Source organism: Bacteroides caecimuris (genome assembly GCF_001688725.2).
GTDB classification, from domain to species: Bacteria; Bacteroidota; Bacteroidia; order Bacteroidales; family Bacteroidaceae; genus Bacteroides; species Bacteroides caecimuris.
The window spans coordinates 881,880-905,922 of sequence record NZ_CP015401.2 but is presented as its reverse complement, the minus strand read 5'-3'; the positions used below and the strand labels follow the sequence as shown (position 1 = coordinate 905,922).

Below are 24,043 nucleotides of genomic sequence, written 5' to 3'. Positions count from 1 at the left end.
CATAAAGATTCCATAAACCACTCAAACTTTTTTTATTTTTCTTCCCATTGTTGTTATTTCTCCCTTCAATCCCTATCTTTGGCAACAAATAGATGTTATTTTTCAAAAGAAACATATCGAAACTATCGGACGAAGAATTACTGATACACTATACGAAGTCCGGTGATACGGAATATTTCGGTGAACTATATAACCGATATATCCCGTTACTGTACGGACTTTGCCTGAAATACTTGCATGATGAAGACCGGGCACAGGAAGCAGTCATGCAGTTGTTTGAAGATTTATTGCCCAAACTGGGAAATTATGAGATAAAAGTTTTCAAGCCATGGCTCTACCGGGTGGCGAAGAATCATTGCCTGCAACTTTTACGGAAAGAAAATAAAGAAATTCCGTTAGATTATACAGTCAATATTATGGAATCTGACGAATTTCTGCATCTATTAAGTGAAGAGGAAAGTACGGAGGAACAACTGAAGGCATTGCATCACTGCCTAGAAAAGTTGCCCGAAGAACAACGGCTCAGCATTACGCGTTTCTTCCTGGAAGAGATGTCCTATGCAGACATTGCCGAGCAGACCGGATTTACGCTGAACAATGTGAAAAGCTATATCCAGAACGGAAAGCGAAATTTAAAAATTTGTATCAAGAAACAAGCCCTATGAAACTATTGGACTACATACAAGGACTCCGTAAAGGAAAAGAGGCACACCGACTGGAACGAGAGTCGATGCAGGATCCTTTTCTGGCAGATGCGATGGATGGTTACAGCCAAGTGGAGGGAAATCACGAACAACGGATCAAGAAACTGCGAATGCAGGTTTCTACTTATTCGACAAAGAAAAAGAACACCCGCGCTATTATCTGGAGCATCGCTGCCTGTCTGGCTATCGGATTCGGTATCAGCAGTTATTTCCTGTTCCTGAAAAAGAGTATGACGGACGAAGTGTTCATTGCCAAAGAGAGTGTTTCCTCCAAGTTGGCTGAACCCGCAGTTCCGCCCACTCCGGCCATTTCTGCAACTCCAACAGTTCCGGCAACTCCACAAAAGGAAATCACATTGGCTACTGCAAAGGTAAAAACGGATTCCACACCTGTTTCCGAAGATTCCACGCCTGTTTCCGAAATTACTGCGAGACAAGCGGATAAGAAAGATACGATTGCCAAAATCCAAGTGACTTCCCAACCACAACAAGGTACACCTGCGGCAACTGTGCCAGTGATGGAGGAAATCTCGGAAGAGACTGCTGCATTGCAAGAAGTAGTAGCAACGATGGATACTTTCGAATCTGAATCTGATAAGAAAATGAAATTGGCTAAGGTAGCGGCTGTCCTTCCTCCAAATAACATGATTAAAGGGAGAGTGACCGACGAAAAAGGAGAACCGCTTATCGGAGCCAGTGTGGCATATAAAGGAACGAATACCGGAACCATCACAAATATAAATGGAGAATTTTCGTTAGTCAAAAAGGATGATAAGAAACGATTAACAGCGGAGTATATCGGATATGATCCGGTAGAAATCCGGATAGATACCAGTCGGACGATACTCATTGCCATGAACGAAAATAAACAGGCACTCAATGAAGTGGTGGTAGTAGGATACGGAACTAAGGAAAATAAGAAGTCAACCACTGCCGGAAATGTTGTGACGGTTAAGGAACAGGCAAAGAAAGAGATTACTCCGCAACCTGTCATCGGTAAACGTAGCTATCAGAAATACCTGAAAGAGAATCTCGTTCATCCGACGGATGAAAAGTGTAAAGATATTAAAGGGGAGGTAGTCCTTTCTTTCTTTGTTGATGAAGAAGGAAAGCCGCAAGATATCACTGTTATTCATGGAATATGTGAATTCGCTGATAAAGAAGCCATCCGGCTTGTTAAAGAAGGACCTAAGTGGACAAGTGGGAAACTACCGGCAAGAGTAACAGTACGATTCTGAACTTAATAAATACCAATAAGAAGTCACATTTGTGCCAACCTATCGGCATAGTAATAACAACACAAAGCCTATCTTAAATCAGTTCGTAACTAGCCATCTGTATCGGCATATCCAAATTATGAAGCACTTTCTCCAGCAGGATACCCTCGCGGTTATCATATTCATATCCGAAAGTGGCACGAATACCTTGCAGGATAAACTGTGTGGCACGGTCCAATGCCATCGGCAGACTGTCTCCCTGCATCAAAGAACCGGTGATGACACTGGTGAAAGTATCGCCCGTGCCGGGATAATGCGCAGGCAGATAAGGACAAGTCACTTTCCAATAGCGGTTTCCCTGACGGTTATAAGCATAGACAGACGTTTTATGAGGCTCATCATGTACAGGAACACTGGTAATGATAACGACTTGCGGACCTTTATCGGATAAAAGACGGAGATATTCTTTCAATTCCTCATCCGTGTTATCCACTTTATAGGGTTTGTCCAATAAATAAAACAGTTCCGTCAGATTGGGGGTAATCACATCTGCTTTGGTAATCAGATGACGCATCTCCTTTATCATCCCTCCGTCAAAGTTGGCGTACAAACGTCCGTTGTCTCCCAACACCGGATCGGCAACTATCAGACTATCCGCCCGGCGAAAGTCTCTGATAAACTCAGAAACAATCTGAACTTGTCTCGGAGAACCCAAGTATCCAGTATAGATAGCATCGAACTCTACCCCTTGTTTCTTCCATTGGGCAATAATCTTGGGCATTTCGTCCGTCAGGTCGAGGAAGGAGAAATCGGGATATTGCGTATGATTGGACAAGACGGCTGTAGGCAGCGGACAAACCTGAAAACCCATAGACGAAAGAATAGGAATGACAACAGTCAGAGACACGCGCCCCATCCCCGAAAGGTCATGAACGGCTGCTATTTTCTTTACTTTATTGGTATACATATATATTTATAATTAAACGTTTTACAACTCTTATCCTATGCTATGTGTTTTCATTTCATCTATCCATTTCATCTATCGCGTTTCAAAAACGCAGCTACCAGTTCCGCACTATTCAATTGCTTAGCCGATAAATCTTCCATGTGCCCGGCTTCTTCGTCATCGGAAATGGAAACGAAGCAAGTGATTTCCTCCGAACAGTCTCCGAACGCTTTCGCATCTTTGAGTTGTTTCATGGCCGATATTACCGCATTAAAGAAATAAGATTCGCTCGGCAACTCATCATGATGCTCCCACAGCAACCGGCTGAGCTTTACCAACGCACTATGGTGACCGTCCGAATAGCCCCATTCATCGGGAATCCATTTGCTCTCGCTGTCGGGTCCATCATTTTCATTCAAATATTCAACGGTATTCACTGCGAGAAACAGAGTGACACAATCCCTGTCGGAAACCAAAGCCGCCGTATAAATCTGCTCTTCGCCCACTTGATCAAGGACCTCACGGAGGTCTTTCTCCACTGCCTCTCTGATTCTTTCCGCCAATCCCTGATAAAAAGGCGCTATTTCCTTACCCGGCTTGTGGGATTCATGCTCTGACATCCCGGGTTGGTTTATCTGTTGGAGATGCTCTTTCGCCACTTCCAGACCAAGCTTCGCCGCATCCTCAAAATACTCATATCCCAATTCTTCATCTTCCTCCGTGCCACGCCCGAAATAATAGGCTACGCCCAGCGCATTCAGCACCATGGCATTGATTGGATTCCACAACATGTCAATATTTTCCTCCGCCTCCTGAAGATACTCCAAGGCCAAGTCATCGTCCTGTATTACACCAAGACCGTCCTGATAGCAGATACCAAGATAGGCGGCTGAGCGCACCCTGTTTCTATCGTCACTTTGGGGATTCTGATAGGCTTTCTCAAACCATTCGGCAGCTTTGGCATAATCCTGTTCGACGCTGCCCCAGCCGTCGAAATAGTAGTATCCCGCCTGCCACTGAGCATTAGGATGACCTCCAATAGCGGCTATCTCATAGAAATTGAAAGCCATGTCGACATCCCTTTCCACACCGAATCCCTCGTCATAGCAACAGCCGGCGTTGAATGTCGACTGTATATCGTAGCGATGTGCCGCCTTGATGTAATAAGCGAGCGCTGCCTCCGGGTTATTTTTCTCATGTCCGAGGTAATATCCGTAGTTGCCGCAAATCACCGGAGAAATCTCAGCAAGCGCTTGAAAATAAACTTCAAACACCTCCTGCCTGATATCGCAGAGCCCTGACTTACGGATATTGCAATAATTGCCCCAACCGGCACAGATACGCCCGTTAAAGCTGCGCTCGAACCATTCTTTCGCTATCGGATAGGCCCAAGCATTGTAATTGTCCTCGGTTTTGAATTGTTTGGCAAACTCAGGCTCAACAAGCAGATAGTCGCCCCAATAATAAACATTTCCTATCATATAGCAACAGAACGCATTGCCACGCTCAGCCTGTTCGAGAATCTCCTCGAAAGCCTCCTTGAACGACTCGAAAGGCATTCCCCGCTGAACCGCCGGAGTAAAGTTACCGCTTCGTGCGGCACAAAGCACACCTGTAGCGCTCCCCATAAGCGCGCTCTTCTGCATCAGTTTCGAAGCACTGGCATCGTCAGTGGCAAAACCGGCTCCGCTCCATACATACTCCTCTCCCATGAAACAACGTGCGATGAAGCATAATGCGTCTGCATCGCCTTGCTGTGCCGCCTGCATAAGCATCGCGTATCCACGGTGTATCTCTTCCTTGTCGAAACTAGTCCAAATTAAATCTACTGCCTTCACCACCGGCAGACTGTATTTACCGTTCATCTCTTTCCTCCTCTTCTAATTTATCCTCTTCATCTAAAAATCTGAAAGTCAATCGCTGAAAAAACAGATCGTCAAAACGGAGTGCCAATTTCATCGATTCATCTTCAAAACCGGCATTTGCCATCGGTTGTCCACAACAAGTCTGATCCAACGGATAATCAACGTCTACTCCCAAGCTTTTCAATAGTCAATACGATGCCACTCCCACATTGGGGTAAATAGCATTGATATAACAAGGAATAAACAAACCTACTTTCATATTATGTTCTGTAATAATTTAAGCTTCTTCCGTATCACCCGTCTATTTTGCTCAACGGATGTCGATTAATTTGTGTGTTTGCAAGCTGAGTCTCCATTTGGGATGTCGCATTACACAGTCCACTGTTGAAGCAGTGTTATTACAAGAACAAGGCTGAAGGAAAAAATGTTCGGCGGGAAGTTGTTCAAAAATGCTTATATCTTGTCCTTCATAGACCACTTTCACTTCATCCATCCGGTCGATGGCAAGCTTCGCCCCTTGTTTGGGAGAGCAGGTCACCCAGTCGATAGCTGCCGGCAGGGGGCGTGTACCGTTGGTTTCGATGGTCACATACTTACCTGCCTGGTGCAAACGGTCGATCAATTCATCGTCTATCCACAAGGAAGGTTCGCCGCCCGTAAGGACAACGGTGACGGCAGGATATTTTTTCACCTCGGCGATAATTTCATCGTCGGTCATCATTTTTCCTTCTTCGTGTTGTGTGTCGCAAAAGTCACATTTCAGGTTGCAGCCGGAAAAACGTACAAAGATGGCAGGAGTTCCGGTATGGTAGCCTTCGCCCTGCAAGCTGTAAAAGATTTCATTAATCTTTCTCATCATCAAAATTTGTTTGGTTTGCTATTCTTATCCTTCTGCGCCGACGGGATCTTTCTCGTAGATGACAATGTTTCCTTCCGATTCCTGCACTTCTACTTTATAGCATTGAGGAATCTGCTTGCATACCCACCGGGCGATATTCTCCGCTGTGGGATTAAACGGGAGTACTTCGTTCAGATTTTGATGGTCGAGTTTCTCCGTGACCACTTCTTTGATGCGGGTGAAATCGACCACCATTCCTTCGGAATTGAGCCGTTCGGAACGGCAATAGACGGTGATAATCCAGTTGTGACCGTGTAGACTGGCGCATTTACTGCGATACGGGAGTACCAGCTTATGAGAAGCCGAGATCTCCATACGTTTGATTACTGTAAACATGAGTATATGTATTTTAATAGTTACACGCATCTAATGTCACCTCGATGCAACGGCAAAGGTAATATAAAATAGAGTTTTCATCCAGCAAAGAGTGTTATTTTTTCCCTTTTTTTGCACTATCTTTGCCGCATGAAAACTTTATATATTGTTTTAGGTAGTATTTCTCTTGCGCTCGGCATTCTCGGCATCTTTCTGCCGCTACTGCCCACTACCCCTTTTCTATTGCTCACCGCCGCCCTTTATTTCAAAGGGTCTCCCCGATTATATAACTGGCTGCTCAATCATCGGCACTTCGGTCCTTATATTCGCAATTTCCGCGAAAACAAGACGATTCCTCTCCGCGCCAAAATAATTTCTCTCGTATTAATGTGGGGAACGATGCTTTATTGCATTTTCTTCCTGATTCCTTTTATATGGGTAAAGATTCTTTTGGGATTGATAGCCGCAGGAGTCACTTATCATATTCTTTCTTTCAAGACATTGAAATAGTGTGATAGTCCCTGCCGTGCATCGGCAAGTTTATCTTCCCAATGTTTCACGGAGTTCTGGCCAATTATGTCAGTCACATATTTCACGGAAATAAACGGGATTTCTTTTGAACGGCAGACAAATGCCTGTGCGTATGCTTCCATATCTACAACGTCTCCGGTGACATGAGTCAACTCGGTGAGGAAGCCATCTCCCGTATTACAGATCCCATCTTCCGTCCAATGCATGCAATAGCCTTTTTCTTCGAGCAGAGCCGATGAATCAATCTCACCCTCCAATCCGAACTCTTTCATTTTCTGCATATCACGGTCTACGAACTTGCGGCATACAAAAATGTCTCCTACCTGATGGTCGACTGTTCCGGCACTTCCGATATTGAGCACCAAGTCCGGCTGTACCTGGCGGATTGCTTCTGCCAAATGAAAGGCTGATTTCACTTTACCAATGCCTGTACGAACGTAGTAAGGTTCTATATCCGGCCATTTAATCTCTACAAATTCGCCTTGTACGGCGTAGGTTACTAATATTTTCAACATGGATTCCTTTATTTCGTAAAAATCAGTTATTTCTGCAAAAATAACTATTTAACCGGAGTTATCTATAAAATGCAATCAAAAGAGATTACTTTTTACTGTCCGGCTAACGGATGAATCATAATATCATGCGCTAATTACGAACCCACATTTATAGATTTAACCCATCGGGCAAACATAGGGAGGGGGTAAGTATATAGCTTTGCAATAAAGTATATTTTTTCTCCTTCACCCCCCCTTCACAATCCCCACAGTTTGTCACTTTCACAGTTCGTAACCTTCGCATAGGCATTGTCTATCTTATCCAATTGAACAGCTTGCACCTAAGCAGCCGACTAGAGTTGTCCATCTAGCCGACTGTAGTTGTCTGCTTAGCCGACTATAGTCAGCCAGGTGGACAACCTCAGTCGGCGATTGATAAATAGAAATAAAACATACGAGAAGACGGTAGTTTATCAGTAAACAGTCTAGATTTAACATACCCACAGGGGGGCTACTCTCATTTGCAAAGATTGACAATGCCGATGCAAAGGTTACGGGCTGTGAAAGTAGCAAACTGTGGGGATTGTGAAGGGGGGAGACTGTCCGAGAACTCCTCTTTAAACAGAGGTTTGTCGTTGTCCCTCCGCAATAGCCCCTGTTTGTAGCATGGTTTAACATTAGATATTCATGCTTCTCATTCATTTTTCTTATCTTTACCTAAGCTAAGAAACAGAGTTATGGCATATAAGAAAGGTGAAGAACGACAACAGAAAGTACTTTTCCCCGATTGCATAGACGACTATGTTGAGGAGGATGCTCCGGTTCGTTTGTTTGATGCATTCGTTGATAGTTTGGATATGGGCAAGTTAGAGTTTATACGGAACATTCCCAAAGCCACGGGAAGTCCCGGGTACGACCCTCGTGACCTGTTAAAACTGTATATTTATGGTTACTTTTACCAAGTGCGTTCATCGCGCAAGTTGGCCCGTGAGTGCAAATGCAACGTGGAGGTGATGTGGCTACTGGGCAAATTATATCCTGATTTTCGCACCATTTCCGATTTTCGCAAGGATAATAAGGATAGCATAACTAAAGTATTCAAGGAGTTCAATAAGTTCTGCATGGGGTTGAAGCTCTTCTCCAAGTCATACATATCTATTGACGGAAGCAAGTTCAAGGCTGTAAATGCCAAGGATAACAATTTTACGCTCAACAAACTTGACGACCGTATCAAACGTTTGGATGAACATATCACTTTATACATGGAAGAGCTTGACTCATGCGATCGGGAAGAAGGTCGCAAACTTTCCAGAGAAGAACTTGAGCACAAACTGAATGTCTGTAAAGAACGCAAAGCCCGTTACGAAGCATACCGCACTACATTAGAGGAGTCTAATGAAAAACAGATATCGCTTACTGACCCGGATGCAAGACTGATGAAAGCGAATGAAGGTTTCTGCGTAGGCTATAACATGCAGACGGCTGTTGACGCGGACAGCCACATGATTGCCGGCTTCCGGGTCACTAACAGTCCTACTGACCATGGCCAAATAACAAACGTAGCTACAGATGTGAAAAAAGACTATGGGATTGACATCCTTGAGACTACAGCAGACAAGGGCTATGAATGCCCCGAAGACCATACCGACGCACTTGCATCGGGCATTGTACCCAATGTCATCCGGCGTGACGGTGGCTGCACCGAGCAGGTTGAGTTTGAGTACATTGGAAACACCATAACCGATGAACAGAAAGTTAGTACCAACCCCGAGGACTTGAAGGCATGTCTTCAAGCCGGAGTAATTCCCGATGTCTACAACGGAATCTTAACTGATATGGAAATTGTTGAGGTAAAAAAGCGTACATTGCCGACATCCGATTCAGCAGTGCTGGACATGACTTCCGAACAAATGCGTGCCAAAGCTCTTGAAGGCTTCTTCGTTAGGGATGCCGAACGTAACCTTGTCTATTGTCCGCAAGGTGAGATTCTTAGACAGAAATCCATTAAACGAAACGGCAATATACGTTACTGCAACAAGTTGGCCTGCAAGAAATGCAAATGCAAGTGTACCATATCCAAGTTCAAGGAAGCGGACTTTAGTAAGGATGATCTAATAAAGGTTGCTGATACCCGAAGGAAACAAGATGCAGCAAATGACGGCAATGCGAATCTGAAACCAACAAGAATAACCGTTATGAAAAAGGTGGTACGCTATGTGCTACATCTTGACCAAAAGAAAATGGATAATCGCAAATGTTTGTCGGAACATCCGTTCGGGACAATTAAAAGAACGCTCGGATACTACTATTTTTTACTAAAAGGTTTTGCAAAAGTAGGTGCAGAGATGGGATTGCTCTGTCTATCCTATAACCTACGTCGTGCTATAAGTCTCAAAGGTGTACCCGCACTGCTTGCCGCACTCCGATAAAAGACTTGCCGAGGTGCACATCCTTACGAATATAGGTAATAACCACATTTTAAAGTGCATTTTAAGCTTCTAAAACCGATTATCATGAGAGAATTTATTCTTTCAATTGAAAAACAAATTCCACCAGATAGTCTCTACGACCTCAAATCCGCTGCAAGAATGCCATCCTACAGCGAAAATCAGAGTTCTCGGACGGTCTGGGGGAGACTGTCCGAGAACTCCTCTTTAAACAGAGGTTTGTCGTTGTCCCTCCGCAATAGCCCCTGTTTGTAGCATGGTTTAACATTAGATATTCATGCTTCTCATTCATTTTTCTTATCTTTACCTAAGCTAAGAAACAGAGTTATGGCATATAAGAAAGGTGAAGAACGACAACAGAAAGTACTTTTCCCCGATTGCATAGACGACTATGTTGAGGAGGATGCTCCGGTTCGTTTGTTTGATGCATTCGTTGATAGTTTGGATATGGGCAAGTTAGAGTTTATACGGAACATTCCCAAAGCCACGGGAAGTCCCGGGTACGACCCTCGTGACCTGTTAAAACTGTATATTTATGGTTACTTTTACCAAGTGCGTTCATCGCGCAAGTTGGCCCGTGAGTGCAAATGCAACGTGGAGGTGATGTGGCTACTGGGCAAATTATATCCTGATTTTCGCACCATTTCCGATTTTCGCAAGGATAATAAGGATAGCATAACTAAAGTATTCAAGGAGTTCAATAAGTTCTGCATGGGGTTGAAGCTCTTCTCCAAGTCATACATATCTATTGACGGAAGCAAGTTCAAGGCTGTAAATGCCAAGGATAACAATTTTACGCTCAACAAACTTGACGACCGTATCAAACGTTTGGATGAACATATCACTTTATACATGGAAGAGCTTGACTCATGCGATCGGGAAGAAGGTCGCAAACTTTCCAGAGAAGAACTTGAGCACAAACTGAATGTCTGTAAAGAACGCAAAGCCCGTTACGAAGCATACCGCACTACATTAGAGGAGTCTAATGAAAAACAGATATCGCTTACTGACCCGGATGCAAGACTGATGAAAGCGAATGAAGGTTTCTGCGTAGGCTATAACATGCAGACGGCTGTTGACGCGGACAGCCACATGATTGCCGGCTTCCGGGTCACTAACAGTCCTACTGACCATGGCCAAATAACAAACGTAGCTACAGATGTGAAAAAAGACTATGGGATTGACATCCTTGAGACTACAGCAGACAAGGGCTATGAATGCCCCGAAGACCATACCGACGCACTTGCATCGGGCATTGTACCCAATGTCATCCGGCGTGACGGTGGCTGCACCGAGCAGGTTGAGTTTGAGTACATTGGAAACACCATAACCGATGAACAGAAAGTTAGTACCAACCCCGAGGACTTGAAGGCATGTCTTCAAGCCGGAGTAATTCCCGATGTCTACAACGGAATCTTAACTGATATGGAAATTGTTGAGGTAAAAAAGCGTACATTGCCGACATCCGATTCAGCAGTGCTGGACATGACTTCCGAACAAATGCGTGCCAAAGCTCTTGAAGGCTTCTTCGTTAGGGATGCCGAACGTAACCTTGTCTATTGTCCGCAAGGTGAGATTCTTAGACAGAAATCCATTAAACGAAACGGCAATATACGTTACTGCAACAAGTTGGCCTGCAAGAAATGCAAATGCAAGTGTACCATATCCAAGTTCAAGGAAGCGGACTTTAGTAAGGATGATCTAATAAAGGTTGCTGATACCCGAAGGAAACAAGATGCAGCAAATGACGGCAATGCGAATCTGAAACCAACAAGAATAACCGTTATGAAAAAGGTGGTACGCTATGTGCTACATCTTGACCAAAAGAAAATGGATAATCGCAAATGTTTGTCGGAACATCCGTTCGGGACAATTAAAAGAACGCTCGGATACTACTATTTTTTACTAAAAGGTTTTGCAAAAGTAGGTGCAGAGATGGGATTGCTCTGTCTATCCTATAACCTACGTCGTGCTATAAGTCTCAAAGGTGTACCCGCACTGCTTGCCGCACTCCGATAAAAGACTTGCCGAGGTGCACATCCTTACGAATATAGGTAATAACCACATTTTAAAGTGCATTTTAAGCTTCTAAAACCGATTATCATGAGAGAATTTATTCTTTCAATTGAAAAACAAATTCCACCAGATAGTCTCTACGACCTCAAATCCGCTGCAAGAATGCCATCCTACAGCGAAAATCAGAGTTCTCGGACGGTCTGGGGGGGGGGATGAAGGAGAATTTGACTGTAACAAGCATCACATTCAATCATGTTACATTGCAACAAAAGAGTATGCCTTCTTATAAGGAATCAGTTTTTTCTCTGCAACGCGCAAACCATGCCAACACAAACACAAGACAGACTCCCAATCCCCATATCCACAACAAGAAATCTCCCCCTTCGGTTTTTCCATAAGAATGCAAGCCGCTTAAATAGTAATTCACTCCGAACCAAGTCATGATAACGGAAAGAATGGCTACGACCGAAAGCAGATTAAAACACCAGTCGGTCTTTCCTTTCAGAAGAGGAATGAAACGAATATGAAGCACCAATGCATACACAACAATTGAGATCAATGCCCAGGTTTCTTTAGGGTCCCAGCCCCAATACCTACCCCAAGAGACGTTTGCCCAGATGGCTCCAAGAAATGTGCCTGCGGTCATAAAGAACAGGCCGAGGATCATTGCCATTTCATTCAGTAATGTCAGTTCACGGATACGGAACTGGAGCTTCACCCAGTTGGTGGCGGAAAGCAAATTCATCAGTACAAGGTTAAATAATCCTGTCAGTGCGCAAAGCGCAAAGAATACGTAACCGATCATGATAACAGCAACATGAGACATTAGCCAATAAGACTGGAGTACCGGAACCAAAGGAGTGATTTCCGGATTCAGGTGGTTTAGTCCTGCTACAAAAAGCATGATTCCACCCAATAATCCCGCTAATGCCGGAAGAATACGAAATCGGCGGGCAAACAGAAGTCCGCTACCTACCAGCATCCAGGAAGTACATACCATCGACTCATAAGCATTCGCCCAAGGCGCGTGCCCGCAAATATACCAACGTAGCAAGACACCTGCCGTATGCGCAAGGAAAGCGATTGTCAGGAGAGCAATCAGGATGCCACTTAGTTTTCTCCCCCATTTGAAATCTGCAATAATCTCTCCACAAGCAATGAAAAGTAGGATGCCGCCCAAAATCAGGTAAGCCAGACGACACCAGAAAAATAGATTCAGCTGATTATAAAGAAGTTCGGCTTTCACTTTCCGGTTGTCAATAGAGGGAACTTTAGCCTTTGCCTGTTGGAAGATATTCATCATTTCGATGATTTTATCGGCTTCTTTCCAGTTGTTGGAACGAACTCCATTTCCTAATTCATAGATATACCAATCTATGATTTTAGTTACAAACAAAGAGTCTTTCCCATGAAAAGCACTTAAATCATCACCCGATGAATACCATTTCCCCTGCGAATCATTTCCATCCGGGAAAAGCGGCAACAACTGGTGTTGCATGATACGATAGACGATATTTACCGATTCATCCAGTTTCAATAAATCCGATTCCAGCCGTTTTCGTTCCGAAGCCGGTTTGGCGTAAATCGTGTTCATTTCATTTGCCAGGATATAGTTGCCGTCTGCATCAAACACATCTTGCCAGGCAATGTATTTGCCATCCCTGCCGAAACGTTGAAGGAGTTCTTTATTATCGACTTTGATAAAAGGAAAGGCACCCCACTCATCGGGAAAAGAAAGCAGATTCAGAAAGAATTGATCCGAATCCATACCGTTCAGTTGATCGGCTCCATACAATTTGCGTAAGATGGCAGATGTATAACTGTTGACGGGTTCGAGACGCCCATTTGGATTAAGCACTACCAAGCTGCCGAACTTTTCGGCATGTAAAGAAGAAACACAAGGTAGTTGAGAAACCTTAAGAGGGTGTTGCGCTGCTATGGGTGATTGTTGCAAAGAAACCGATTTTTGTTGTGCACTCAATGCCTGCATACTTGATATTCCGGATAAAATCAGGAAGAACAACAAACAGAAAGGAGCATTATTTTTCATTTCTCCCAACTCTTTACGCAACCGTCCGAAACGGGATTTCTTACTGAACAACGTCCATACAAAACCAACAAGCAACAGAAAATATCCGGTATACGTAAGTTGCATACCGGGACGGTCGTAGCTCACAGACAACACAGTGCCCTGTTCATCGGGATCGAACGAAGATTGAAACAGACGATAGCCATCCACATCAATCACTTTATTCATTCGAATGGTTGCCAGCAAAGGAGATTCATGCCCTCTCTTAATTACCAAATCACTTTCATAAGACATCGGACTGTGAGAACCAGGATAACGTTCCAACCTGAAATCATCCAGCGTGACAGAGAAAGGCAGGGAAGTCTTTTCTATCCCTGCTCCCTCATCTCTCATCATGCTGTTTGCCGTTTCCCCCTCACGGATATGCATGATGCCCGTCACTCCGACATAGTGAGTGACAGCAGCTCCCAACCAAATAAAAAGAAAAGCTCCATGAAAAATCAGACTGCCTTTACTGATTCTCTTGAAATAGCTTCCCCGAAGGAACATAGCCGATAGATTAACTGCCTGCAATAACTGTAACAGAATAAACCAGGGAGCATAATAAAAATACTCGCGGGCAATGGCAGCGCCATAAGAGTTTTCCACAAAAGTGGCTACTGCCAATATCAAGGCATAAAGTCCCGCCAAGATATACATCAATACCGGTGAAGCTATCAGTCGAATCCGTTTCATCTGTTTTTCTTTTATAATAAACAATGCTTTTACAAATAAGCAATCCCTTCAATTTCTATCAATAATTCCTCTCTGCATACATCCGCATAAAGATAAGCAATAGGAAGATCCGGACAAAGTTTATCCAAGTCTGCTTTCACAGCCGGCGCATCTTCCTCATTCTTCAGATATACACGAAGGAGTCCTAACTTACCGGAATGTTCCAGCCAATTTTCTCTTCCCTCCTCCAGTCCGATCAAATGCTGGATATTTTCAAGAGTGATTTCCGTTTGCGAAAGTACATCTCCGGTCGTTACACTTTCCTCACCACGAATGGCAGCCGTGCCGGAAATATAAATCACTTCCTGCCGACGGTCGGACACAGACTTTCCTCTTTCGAACTTCGGAGTTCCTTTCTCCGTATCCGCCCGATGACTAATCAGTACCTCATCCGAATAAACATGAGCAGCCCGTTGCCAATCATTATCCAAAGGAACAATATCCACTTCTCCGCTGACAGCATTGAAATCAATCAGTATGCCGCCATATTGTGTGCCGATTCCTGTTGCTGCCGGATAGCCTGATTCCCATGCCGAAGAAGCATAAAACAGAGTGCGCACATCATTAAAATCCTGATAACACTGATTGCCATGTGCAATATCGGTGATACGTTCCAAATAATTCCACTGACGGACAATGTCACCGAAGTTCATCTGTTCCGCTTTCAATATCTCTTCAGCCTTTCTGAATGCTTGTTCCGATTGTTCGCGAACAGGAAGATTCAAATCATCCGCACAAAGTCCTCCTGCTATTATTTCCCGGTAGTGAGGAGTCGCAATCCGGAGGTAGCGGACAGAAGACGTGAACTGTTCTTCTATTGTGAGCGCCTCATCCGCAGCCTCCACCAATGAATGTACCTCCAGCACCAAGTTCGCCACCAACGGTTTTTGAGCCACAAGCGAAACGACCGGACGGGGAGAAACGAAATGCCATTCCACCCATTGTTCCAGAAAGGAACGTTGAAACTTGTATTCCTGATTATCCGTACAGCGTGTAAAGAGTATAAGACGGACCACTCGCTCTTCCCGAACAGCGGATGAAAGTAATTCTTCCGCCATTTGTTCCCAACTGCCTCCTTCCGCTTTATACAAATTACATTTTATTCGATGATACTTCATAGTGCAAATTTCAATGTCTTTTTCTTATGATCTATACTTTATTAATGATAAGAGGTAACGCCTGCCGGAATATCCATGCTATAGACGGACGACATGGTTTTCAAGCCCGGAGTATTTTCCAAAGAATAAAGTATCTTCTTTTGTCGGTTGACCAACAACATGTGTACTTTCTCTTTCGGATTCACATGTCCTGTCCAGTTTGTAATCAGAAAACGCCCGTCGGAGAAATACTGAAAGCCTCCCAAAAACTTCAACGGTTTGCCGGGAATATCCGTATTCGATAATTCCCAAACTATTTTTCCTTCTTTCGTTACTTCAATAAGCCGAGGATTCTGATCTTTATCCGCCACGGCAATCAGCGTGTGTCCGTTAGGCAGGCGGGTCAATGAATGTGGTCCGCCGGGAACCTCCAGGTTCCACACCACTTTTCCGTTCGTATCATACTCCGTCACACACTGCGGACCATAATGCGCCACCAGAAAATGACCATTATCCAAACACCGTGCATTACGCATGAAAGCAAATCCTTCCTCTTTCACTCCTTCCGGCAGAATGCACACTTCTTTCACAATCTTACCTTTGGGAGAGATTTCCAACATACGGCCTGTGCTACATTCGCCCACAAACGTATTTCCATTCTTCAATCGTTGGCAGGCAAAAACCGGGCTTTTAGATTCATAATGAAAGATGGTATCGTTCTGACGAGTCATTTCAAGCACTCCATGTCCGGTGGTGAAAAGGATATTGCCATTAGGCAATACCCATAAATCATTGGAATCGGGGGCTTTGTGTTGCCACACGATTTGATTATTTTCCATCACGAAGACAATTCCTTGCGAATAATCCGTTCCTGCAAACGTTTTTGTCTGTGCAGACAAAAATGCCGGAAACAGAAAAGCCAGAATCGCCATATATATTCTTGTCATAAATATAAATTCAAAATTAGTTTTATATAAAAGTTTTTTCAGGCACGGACGAAACTCACTACAGAGACAATACATATTCCTCCAGCTCTTCCAGTTCTTTTTCGGAAACCGGTTTGCGAGGTCCGTGTACCTTAAGCATATCTTTCATCAAATAACTACGCCCGTCATACAAATAAGGAGCTGTACGCCAACACTCATTCAAAGCTGGAACGTCCATTGACAAACCTTTATCGGGTCCGGTAGTCCAATCTACCTTATACTGTTTCAGGTCGGTATAATATTCTCCGGAGTGACAACTTGCACAGTTTTCTTTAAAAATCTTCTTTCCTCTTTTCGCTTTCGCAGAAAGTTTACCATTTTGAAGATAAGGACTGGGAAGAGGTTTCAGAGACTTTAGATATTCGTCGATAGATTCACTGATTTCCTCCTCTCCTTCCATAAACAGGATATATTTCACTCCCGAACGTACCGCAACTTCGGCATTCTTACGAATACCAGTTGCCATACAAGGCGGAGTCTGATGCGAAAACAAAAGAGTTTTTGTATTCTTCGGATTACCCATGCCATCATTCAGCAAATCCCAGTTAAGCCCGTCCATACGTGCATCATTCGGATGGCAGGTTGCACAACTTTGCCAATTTTGGAAACAAATGGTCGCATCATGGAAATACATATCGCCTTTACCTACTTTAGTGAAAGCTAACGGAGCACCCAAAACCTGCTTCTGCACATTCTTGCCGTTCAAATCCATAGACACCAGTTCCGATGTATAATAATTGGCTGTATAAATTTTACTTCCTGTGGCAACCACCGAACGCGGACCTTTTCCCTGTGTAGGAATGAAGTCACGGATGCCATACAAGAATCCTGCATCATTGGGTATATTCCCCCATGCTTTCATGGAAGGAGTGACCATTTCTCCTTGCTTTGCCTTGGTAAGACGTTCGTGCAAAGCCATACGATCGATGCGCACCAATTCCTGACTGCCGGCAGCCGCTACAATGATTTGTTTATCATCCGGAGTCACAATGACCGACCACGGATTAGCCGCTCCTTTCTGCGGAGTATCCAAGATGACGGAAGTCAGCCACTTCTTTGCCTTCAAGTCAATGATAGACAATGTATTGGTAGCCATCCATCCTCTATCCAATTGATTGGTAGGCAACTGATAACGGGAGATTAAGTGAGTGACATACGCAAAAGTATGATTCTTATCCACCGCTACTGACTTTACGTCTGTAGAACCGTTCGGAAGCATGATACGTCCCGAAACCTTTTTCGAAAGTACATCGACCATGTCGAGCTGTACCGCAATCGGATAAGCCGTAGAAGGCATTTCCGGCAGATTATTCGCAATCAATAGGCAAGAATCACTCGCAAAGGCAGCCATCGACACAGGTTCACGGCCGACAGCGATTTTAGTTTTCACCTTACGGGTTACCGGATCAATCTCCCAAAGTTCGTTGTTGAACCGTTGCGTCACCCAAAGAGACTTTGACAACGGATTATACAGAATGTCCGAAGGCGTAGCTCCGCTTTTTGTTTTGGATTGTACCGAAAGTTTTTTGCCATCCAATTCGTACATCGTACCGCAGTTTCCGTCGCATACCACCCAAAGTTTACCATTCGCATCCTGCGTCATCGCATTGACAGGAGACGGGAAAGAGACTTTCTTTTCCATTTTCTGCCCGTCGGACGACATCTTGATGAGTTCACAGCCTGCCCTGTTTGTTACAAACAAGGATTTACCGTTGTCTGCCAAAAACAAACGGTCCGGCGAAACCGTAGTTTCCGCTGCTTGCCAAGACGCACAAAGAAACAGAGCAGCCATACCAACAGGTATCAATATCTTCTTTTTCATTTTTTCTCTTGTTTAGTTTGAAGGGATTGAATGTATTGACGAATATTCTCCTGATCTTCCGCACGGGCTGCTTCCCGCTTCTTATCATAATAATTGTAGAAGTCGAGATCTTTTTGCGACCAGTTATTCGCTTCGCGATAGTCTCCGATAAAAGGAACAAGCAAGTCAATCCAAAGAGCCACTTTTCGTATTTCCTGCGGAGTCAACTTAGTACCTCCATGTCCGCTTTCCAGACGTTTTATCAGATTACTCGTGTTAGAACCTGCAAAATAAGGCGGTAACAATGTAGGTTGGGATAAAGCACTGATCCAGTTTACTTCCGGATGGTATGCATTACCTCGCCATGCTCCTCCGCCTTGATCCTGAGTAGCATGGGTCAAACTCAAATACGAATCCGTATATTTTCTTTTGCTTGGTTTATCCATTACTTTCAATTCACCTTTCAGACTCATTGGCTGCTTCACTCCATCGTGACAAGAGATACAATGTCTGTCCCAGATAGGCTGGATTTCTTTCAGGTAACTGAAATTGCGTTCGCCCATCTCATCTTCCGGCTCCAATGCCTTGATACCTTTATTCATGGCCATAGATACCGGATGCCCTGCTACAGGAACCGTATTCTTATGTTCGTGACATCCTACGCAACTCTGCACTTCGTTCGGTTGCAAAGTAGACCAGCTACGCATCGTCTGCACGACACGTCCATTTTCATCCAATGCCTGAAAATATAGAGGTTTGCGTGCAGGCACTTTAAAGAAAGCAGAACCATCGGGATACACTTCCGTCACTCCCAACACTCTCTTCACGTCCCAAGCTGCATTACCTACTCCTACAGGAGAGCTCATAAGAGCTCCTCCACCTTTATCATTACCACCCACTTCGCCTACACCCGCTGCACGGAACTGGATTTCTACTACACGTAACTGTTTGATTGTACCCGGTTTTACCCCTTTCAATCCGTTACCTTCGTAGATATTCTGCATATAATATACACCTTCATTCTTCGTATAATCTACCGAAGACGAACGGCGGAACGGACGTTTGCGAGGAGCAACCAATACTGGTTGGTTGCAGGATATACGCGCATCAGAAACCAACAACTCACGTTCTCCATCCGCATTCATCCAATACACACCGAATTCCATCGGATGTCCGACGTAATATCCCAACGGAGTATAAGAAATTAAAAATTCCGTCTCACTTAACGGGAAAGGGTGCTGAAACTGATCGGTAAACTTCCCATAGTCGTCAATACGTTCAGGTTTCGGTTTGTGGACCGGAGCTACAAACATAACACCTTCATTCTCATCACGTCCGGCTTCGGGATCTATAATACCCAATTTACCATGTTGAGGAGTATGATGACCCATAAAAACTCCCATCAACTTACGAGTACCGGGGATTTGGCGAATATGTGCCACCGTTGTCGGGAACCAGCTGTTCATTCCGTAATATTCCGACTGCCCCGTTCCATCGGGATTCATCTGGAACAAAGGTTGCGTCCAAACCTGCCCGCGGTCATTGTAGTCCCAACGAGTATAAACCACACGACCGTCATCCAACAGAGTCGGAGTAACAGTGTGCACCTGGTCGAAACCGACCTGACGCATATAACGTCCTTCCCTGTCGCAGAGATACATATTGCTGACTTCCGTAAACCAACAATCTACCGTGCTTCCGCAACGGGTAGAGTTGAAAAGGATATTGTCATCCGGTAAGTAAATACCTTCAATGTCGGCATGTCCTTTTCCGAAAGTCAACTGTTTGATTTCACGTGTCTTCAAATTCATTTCATACAGATGAAAGTCGTCCTCTTTGGAGGATTTCTTCCAGGAGAAAAGCAAGTGCTGGCCGTCGAAGTGGAGATCCGGATCACGAACCACTCCTTCTTCATCTGTCAACAGCGTTTCTACCTCCGCCCAGATACCATTCATCTTCAACTTCGCCAACGCGCCGCCCGCAATGTAATTACATTCGGCACGGGCATCCGAAACGCCCTCGGTATAAGCAAAGAAAGAAGGACGTAACGTTCTGTACTTTGTAAAAACAATCTCCGGTTTATCGGTTGTAAAGGCAGCCAAACGCTTGATACGTCTTTGTTCACACGCTTTCAAATAAGCCTGGAAAGCCGTCTCGATATTTTCCGGTGTGTTAGTTGCGGAAGCTTTGATGTTCAGTTTCTGCAAGCGCATGGAAAGTTCCTGATTAAAACTCTTACTAAACCAGTCTACATCACCCGTTGTGCCATCCTGTAACCACCAATCATAATAGATTGGATAAGTACGTGTCAATCTCCGGTGCACAGCTTTGATCTTGTTTTCTATCTCTTCCTGATTTCCTTTCTTTCTTATCGCCTGAACTTCCGCATATTTCTTCTGAATCTCGACGATAAAACCTCCTGTATCGGTAGGCTGAAGGGAAGTGTCTTTCGTCTGCCATGCTACGATGGAGAGGAACACACAACATGCCATTCCACACTTCAACAGCTTCATTAATTTCGATCTTATCATTTTATCTTCTTATTTACCTAAATTATCTTCTTGAAAAAAGAACGATTACAAACCTTTCTTCAGCTCCTTATAGGATTCTACAATCTGAATACCACTTGATGTACCGATACGGGTAGCGCCTGCCTGAATCAATGCCAACGCAGAATCGAGATCACGAATACCGCCTGCCGCCTTCACTCCGATAGTAGGACCCACCACACGACGCATCAACGCTACATCATGTACCGTTGCTCCTGCCGTACCGAATCCGGTAGACGTTTTCACAAAATCCACTCCTGCCTCTTTGGCTATACGGCACACCGTTTCTTTCTCTTCATCCGTCAGATAGCAAGTTTCAAGAATGACTTTACAGATCACTCCCGCAGGCTTACAGATAGAAACCATATCTTCTATTTCTTTTTTCACGATTTCAGTCTGTCCTTTCTGCAAAGCACGAACATTGATGACTGTATCTATTTCAGTTGCCCCTTTAGCGATAGCATCACGGGTTTCAAACGCTTTACACTCTACCGTATTCTGTCCCAACGGAAAACCGATAGCCGCGCCTACACGTACGCCCGAACCTTCGAGCAACTTTACACAAGTTTCCACTTCTGCCGGATTGATGGCTACCATCGCAAACTGATAATGACGGGCTTCCGCACAAAGTTTTTCAATAGGAGATGCATCACCGAAAGGTTTCAGATAGGTATGATCGATCATTCCTGCCAACTGTTCTACTGATAATTCTGCAATCACTTCGTTTATATTCTTCTTTTCCATTATTCTGAGTCGTTTAATAAGTTGTTATAAATCTATTGTTTCTTAAAAAGTTAATACGCATTTCAATACTTCACCCCGTTTAACGGCAGCAAAGGCTTCTTCTATTTCTTCTATCGCAAAACGATGCGTGATAAAGTCAGACGCAGAAAGTCTACCTTCTTCAATCCATTGCGCCAATGTAGCCATCGCCGCTTTTTCTTCCGAACGGGTAGGCCATTGATGCATGTGCAGGTCGAAGTTATAAGGAGCTTTTGATAAATCGAACGTCGGATTCTTTGTCATAACACCGTATACGCAGACATCTCCGCCCATCTTTACCAATGGCAATACAGAATTGACAACCGCATCCAGTCCCACTGCATCGATAACCGCATCGTAAGAACGATTGGCAGCAGCAATAAATTCCGGAGTGCTGATTTCAGCAGGAGTATATCCATGATCCGCTCCCATCCGGCGGGCTACTTCCAACTTGGCAGGAAGCATATCTACAATGTCAATCTGTCCCAAGCCGAACAACTTGCCCAACTTCACAAAGCTCAATCCAACAGGACCGGAGCCTACTACAATCACCTTTTTACCCGGAGTCAGATTGAAATCTTTGAAAGCTCCCAGTACCTCACGCCAGGTACAGGAAATCACCGCTTCTTCCGGTTGCACGTGCGAAGGAACCGCGTTCTGAATTTCAAAACTATCCCAACACCCTTGTTCAGGTGTGGCCAACCCTTCTTCTTTCAATACTTCAAAATCGTTCACTACTACATATTCGCTGAAACCGCCCCAGCCGCTATTGATACCCTGTGCGCCAAAATCGGAAATAAGACCGCCAATCACACGGTCGCCCATCTTGAAGTTACGCACTTTCTCGCCTACAGCTACTACAATTCCGGCATTCTCATGTCCCAAAGCCAATGGGTACGTATCTACACCGGGGAACTTTCCGGCTACCAGCTTACTGTCGGTCGCATTACACAAAGCCACCATTTCTGTTTTCACCAATGCCTGATAAGCATTAATGACAGGAGTTTCCACCTGCCGTATTTCTATTTTGCCGGGAGCCGGCACAATGACTGTTTTCATATTGTTCTTTGGTTTTATATAGAATCTAATTCAGTTTTTGCAATCTCAGTATACATATCATATAAAGCATGATAGGCTTTATCAAAAACAGACATCCACGCTTCATATTTCGCCCGGTTTTCAGGAATCGGCAGCACGGTCTGTTCGATACGGACAAAACGGTCTATTACAGAAAAATCTTTAAAGACCCCCGCACCGATACCTGCCAAGATAGCTGCTCCCATTGAAGTAGCTTCCTCCAAATAATTAGGTACACGAATTTCCGCCTGATAAATATCCGCCATCATCTGACGCCAAACAGGATTCTGCGCACATCCGCCGATAACGGTCACTTGGTCGATAGGAACATGTTGGCGGAAGATATTGACAATAAATCCCAAATTAAGCGTGATACCTTCCATAACGGCACGCAACATATCTCCATGTTGATGCCCCAGTGTCAGACCAATGAATGTTCCTTTCGCATCTACATTCCAACGGGGAGTACGTTCACCAAGCATATAAGGCAGGAACAGGAGTTTGTTGGCTCCTATCGGAGAAGAAAGTATCTGTTCGTCAATCAGTTCGAACACACTACGGCCCGATTGAGCCGCTAAGGCCTGCTCATGCTGGCAGAGTTGGTTTATCATCCAGTTGTAAGAGGAACCTGCCGCCTGCATCGTTCCCGACGGATGCAGCATACCCGGCACTACATGCGCCCAGTTCATGGTGCGGCGTTGTTCGTCTACAATCGGCTTTTCCACTGTCAATGCTACCCAGGAGGAAGAACCCAGATAGTTGTATGCACTACCCGGAGCTACACAGCCTACCCCTACTCCGGCACAGCTGCCATCGCCACCGCCACAAATAACGGGGGTTCCCGCCAGTAGACCTGTTTCACGGGCTGCTTCGTTTGTCACTTCGCCGATAACGTCGATAGATGAACGAACGTCCGGGAATAAAGAAAGATCAAGTCCGGCCGCTTCTATGATTTCTTCACTCCACTGCCAACGATTCAAATCGTATGCGTTAGTACCCGAAGCATCGGAAGGGTCTGTAGCAAGAGTACCACACAAGCGATAGTTGATATAATCCTTTGCGTTCAGCATCTTGGCTGTCTGCGAAAAGACTTCCGGCTCGTGTTTCTTTACCCACATCAGTTTCTCTATGGAATAGGAAGCACTGATCCGATGTCCTGTGATTTCATAGAAATGAAGCGGATCTATCTTTTCAGAGAGAATCATCTCTTCTTCCTGCGAACGCTGGTCGCAATAAAGCATGTGAGGACGAAGCGGGCGACCGTCCTTATCCACACAAAGGCATCCCATCATTTGTCCGCTAAGTGCCACACCGGCAATATCAGCGGGGGATACCAGTTCGAGAAGTGCTTGTGTAGTGTCTACAATGGCTTTCCACCAATCATGCGGATTCTGTTCCGCCCGGTTGCCGGAAGCGTAATTTGTTGGGTAAGCAGCTGTGCGCGAAGCAATCAGCAATCCCGATTCGTCGAATAAGGTTGCTTTATTACCGCTGGTACCCAAGTCATGTGCTAATATATACATATATGATTTTTC

At 44.6% G+C, this 24,043-nt stretch carries 18 protein-coding genes and 1 pseudogene; 5 read left to right on the top strand and 14 right to left on the bottom strand.

The window, feature by feature from the left end:
- Positions 1 to 92 precede the first annotated feature (92 nt).
- Positions 93 to 665: an RNA polymerase sigma factor gene (locus tag A4V03_RS03455; RefSeq protein WP_065537984.1), complete on the top strand. Its 573-nt coding sequence runs from the start codon at positions 93 to 95 to the stop codon at positions 663 to 665.
- Entirely contained in the window at positions 662 to 1,942 is a 1,281-nt protein-coding gene (locus A4V03_RS03450; RefSeq protein WP_065537983.1) for an energy transducer TonB family protein, read from the top strand. Before A4V03_RS03455 ends, A4V03_RS03450 begins: the two co-directional genes overlap by 4 nt.
- Before the next feature lie 73 nt (positions 1,943 to 2,015).
- Here the strand turns inward: A4V03_RS03450 and A4V03_RS03445 are convergent, their stop codons facing one another.
- From A4V03_RS03445 to A4V03_RS03425, 5 genes and pseudogenes are all read right to left on the bottom strand, one after another.
- Positions 2,016 to 2,888, bottom strand: coding sequence for a pyridoxamine kinase (locus A4V03_RS03445; RefSeq protein WP_065537982.1), 873 nt, complete (start codon positions 2,886 to 2,888; stop codon positions 2,016 to 2,018).
- 68 nt (positions 2,889 to 2,956) lie between these two features.
- Positions 2,957 to 4,732 carry a DUF4303 domain-containing protein gene (locus A4V03_RS03440; RefSeq protein WP_065537981.1) on the bottom strand — a complete coding sequence of 592 codons (1,776 nt, stop codon included), beginning with the start codon at positions 4,730 to 4,732 and terminating at the stop codon, positions 2,957 to 2,959.
- A gap of 61 nt (positions 4,733 to 4,793) precedes the next feature.
- Positions 4,794 to 4,991 (bottom strand): annotated as a pseudogene (locus A4V03_RS03435) (heterodisulfide reductase-related iron-sulfur binding cluster); the annotation flags it as partial.
- A gap of 51 nt (positions 4,992 to 5,042) precedes the next feature.
- The gene (locus A4V03_RS03430) at positions 5,043 to 5,588 is read right to left on the bottom strand and encodes a 7-carboxy-7-deazaguanine synthase QueE (RefSeq protein ID WP_065537979.1); all 546 of its coding nucleotides are present in this window, start codon (positions 5,586 to 5,588) and stop codon (positions 5,043 to 5,045) included.
- A 27-nt stretch (positions 5,589 to 5,615) separates the two neighbouring features.
- Positions 5,616 to 5,966, bottom strand: coding sequence for a 6-pyruvoyl trahydropterin synthase family protein (locus A4V03_RS03425; RefSeq protein WP_065540265.1), 351 nt, complete (start codon positions 5,964 to 5,966; stop codon positions 5,616 to 5,618).
- Positions 5,967 to 6,095: 129 nt separating this feature from the next.
- Between A4V03_RS03425 and A4V03_RS03420 the strand changes: the two genes are divergently transcribed.
- Positions 6,096 to 6,455 (top strand): YbaN family protein, encoded by a 360-nt coding sequence (locus tag A4V03_RS03420; RefSeq protein WP_065537978.1) that lies wholly within the window; start codon positions 6,096 to 6,098, stop codon positions 6,453 to 6,455.
- On the opposite strand, the gene A4V03_RS03415 is transcribed toward A4V03_RS03420, so the two are convergent.
- Complete coding sequence (locus tag A4V03_RS03415; RefSeq protein WP_065537977.1) at positions 6,425 to 6,991, bottom strand: 5'-methylthioadenosine/S-adenosylhomocysteine nucleosidase family protein; 567 nt, start codon at positions 6,989 to 6,991, stop codon at positions 6,425 to 6,427. The genes A4V03_RS03420 and A4V03_RS03415 overlap by 31 nt on opposite strands.
- A 716-nt stretch (positions 6,992 to 7,707) precedes the next feature.
- Here A4V03_RS03415 and A4V03_RS03410 point away from each other — a divergent pair.
- A complete protein-coding gene (locus tag A4V03_RS03410; protein WP_065537976.1) occupies positions 7,708 to 9,399 on the top strand; it encodes a transposase in 1,692 nt (563 codons plus the stop codon).
- A 345-nt stretch (positions 9,400 to 9,744) separates the two neighbouring features.
- On the top strand, positions 9,745 to 11,436 hold the full coding sequence (locus tag A4V03_RS03405) for a transposase (protein WP_065537976.1): 1,692 nt from the start codon (positions 9,745 to 9,747) through the stop codon (positions 11,434 to 11,436).
- 280 nt (positions 11,437 to 11,716) lie between these two features.
- Here the strand turns inward: A4V03_RS03405 and A4V03_RS03400 are convergent, their stop codons facing one another.
- From A4V03_RS03400 to xylB, 8 genes are read right to left on the bottom strand one after another with little or no spacing between them, the layout of a single operon-like run.
- On the bottom strand, positions 11,717 to 14,197 hold the full coding sequence (locus A4V03_RS03400; RefSeq protein WP_065537975.1) for a cytochrome c biogenesis protein CcsA: 2,481 nt from the start codon (positions 14,195 to 14,197) through the stop codon (positions 11,717 to 11,719).
- 29 nt (positions 14,198 to 14,226) lie between these two features.
- Positions 14,227 to 15,354 (bottom strand): chorismate transformation enzyme, FkbO/Hyg5 family, encoded by a 1,128-nt coding sequence (locus tag A4V03_RS03395; RefSeq protein ID WP_065537974.1) that lies wholly within the window; start codon positions 15,352 to 15,354, stop codon positions 14,227 to 14,229.
- A 41-nt stretch (positions 15,355 to 15,395) separates the two neighbouring features.
- The gene (locus tag A4V03_RS03390; protein ID WP_065537973.1) at positions 15,396 to 16,280 is read right to left on the bottom strand and encodes a beta-propeller domain-containing protein; all 885 of its coding nucleotides are present in this window, start codon (positions 16,278 to 16,280) and stop codon (positions 15,396 to 15,398) included.
- A gap of 58 nt (positions 16,281 to 16,338) precedes the next feature.
- Complete coding sequence (locus tag A4V03_RS03385) at positions 16,339 to 18,141, bottom strand: c-type cytochrome (RefSeq protein WP_065537972.1); 1,803 nt, start codon at positions 18,139 to 18,141, stop codon at positions 16,339 to 16,341.
- Positions 18,138 to 20,651: an HzsA-related protein gene (locus tag A4V03_RS03380; protein ID WP_089280696.1), complete on the bottom strand. Its 2,514-nt coding sequence runs from the start codon at positions 20,649 to 20,651 to the stop codon at positions 18,138 to 18,140. Before A4V03_RS03380 ends, A4V03_RS03385 begins: the two co-directional genes overlap by 4 nt.
- A 45-nt stretch (positions 20,652 to 20,696) precedes the next feature.
- Positions 20,697 to 21,413, bottom strand: a complete 717-nt coding sequence (gene deoC, locus A4V03_RS03375) for a deoxyribose-phosphate aldolase (protein ID WP_065537971.1) — start codon at positions 21,411 to 21,413, stop codon at positions 20,697 to 20,699.
- Between the two features lie 42 nt (positions 21,414 to 21,455).
- Complete coding sequence (locus A4V03_RS03370) at positions 21,456 to 22,490, bottom strand: zinc-dependent alcohol dehydrogenase (protein WP_065537970.1); 1,035 nt, start codon at positions 22,488 to 22,490, stop codon at positions 21,456 to 21,458.
- Positions 22,491 to 22,504: 14 nt separating this feature from the next.
- The gene (gene xylB, locus A4V03_RS03365) at positions 22,505 to 24,031 is read right to left on the bottom strand and encodes a xylulokinase (protein WP_065537969.1); all 1,527 of its coding nucleotides are present in this window, start codon (positions 24,029 to 24,031) and stop codon (positions 22,505 to 22,507) included.
- Between the last annotated feature and the right edge of the window lie 12 nt (positions 24,032 to 24,043).

Bases quoted from the DNA above. Each gene is read 5' to 3' on its own strand.
- A4V03_RS03455 (WP_065537984.1), top strand. From the start codon at position 93: ATGTTATTTTTCAAAAGAAACATATCGAAACTATCGGACGAAGAATTA.
- A4V03_RS03450 (WP_065537983.1), top strand. From the start codon at position 662: ATGAAACTATTGGACTACATACAAGGACTCCGTAAAGGAAAAGAGGCA.
- A4V03_RS03445 (WP_065537982.1), bottom strand. From the start codon at position 2,888: ATGTATACCAATAAAGTAAAGAAAATAGCAGCCGTTCATGACCTTTCG.
- A4V03_RS03440 (WP_065537981.1), bottom strand. From the start codon at position 4,732: ATGAACGGTAAATACAGTCTGCCGGTGGTGAAGGCAGTAGATTTAATT.
- A4V03_RS03430 (WP_065537979.1), bottom strand. From the start codon at position 5,588: ATGAGAAAGATTAATGAAATCTTTTACAGCTTGCAGGGCGAAGGCTAC.
- A4V03_RS03425 (WP_065540265.1), bottom strand. From the start codon at position 5,966: ATGTTTACAGTAATCAAACGTATGGAGATCTCGGCTTCTCATAAGCTG.
- A4V03_RS03420 (WP_065537978.1), top strand. From the start codon at position 6,096: ATGAAAACTTTATATATTGTTTTAGGTAGTATTTCTCTTGCGCTCGGC.
- A4V03_RS03415 (WP_065537977.1), bottom strand. From the start codon at position 6,991: ATGTTGAAAATATTAGTAACCTACGCCGTACAAGGCGAATTTGTAGAG.
- A4V03_RS03410 (WP_065537976.1), top strand. From the start codon at position 7,708: ATGGCATATAAGAAAGGTGAAGAACGACAACAGAAAGTACTTTTCCCC.
- A4V03_RS03405 (WP_065537976.1), top strand. From the start codon at position 9,745: ATGGCATATAAGAAAGGTGAAGAACGACAACAGAAAGTACTTTTCCCC.
- A4V03_RS03400 (WP_065537975.1), bottom strand. From the start codon at position 14,197: ATGAAACGGATTCGACTGATAGCTTCACCGGTATTGATGTATATCTTG.
- A4V03_RS03395 (WP_065537974.1), bottom strand. From the start codon at position 15,354: ATGAAGTATCATCGAATAAAATGTAATTTGTATAAAGCGGAAGGAGGC.
- A4V03_RS03390 (WP_065537973.1), bottom strand. From the start codon at position 16,280: ATGACAAGAATATATATGGCGATTCTGGCTTTTCTGTTTCCGGCATTT.
- A4V03_RS03385 (WP_065537972.1), bottom strand. From the start codon at position 18,141: ATGAAAAAGAAGATATTGATACCTGTTGGTATGGCTGCTCTGTTTCTT.
- A4V03_RS03380 (WP_089280696.1), bottom strand. From the start codon at position 20,651: ATGATAAGATCGAAATTAATGAAGCTGTTGAAGTGTGGAATGGCATGT.
- deoC (WP_065537971.1), bottom strand. From the start codon at position 21,413: ATGGAAAAGAAGAATATAAACGAAGTGATTGCAGAATTATCAGTAGAA.
- A4V03_RS03370 (WP_065537970.1), bottom strand. From the start codon at position 22,490: ATGAAAACAGTCATTGTGCCGGCTCCCGGCAAAATAGAAATACGGCAG.
- xylB (WP_065537969.1), bottom strand. From the start codon at position 24,031: ATGTATATATTAGCACATGACTTGGGTACCAGCGGTAATAAAGCAACC.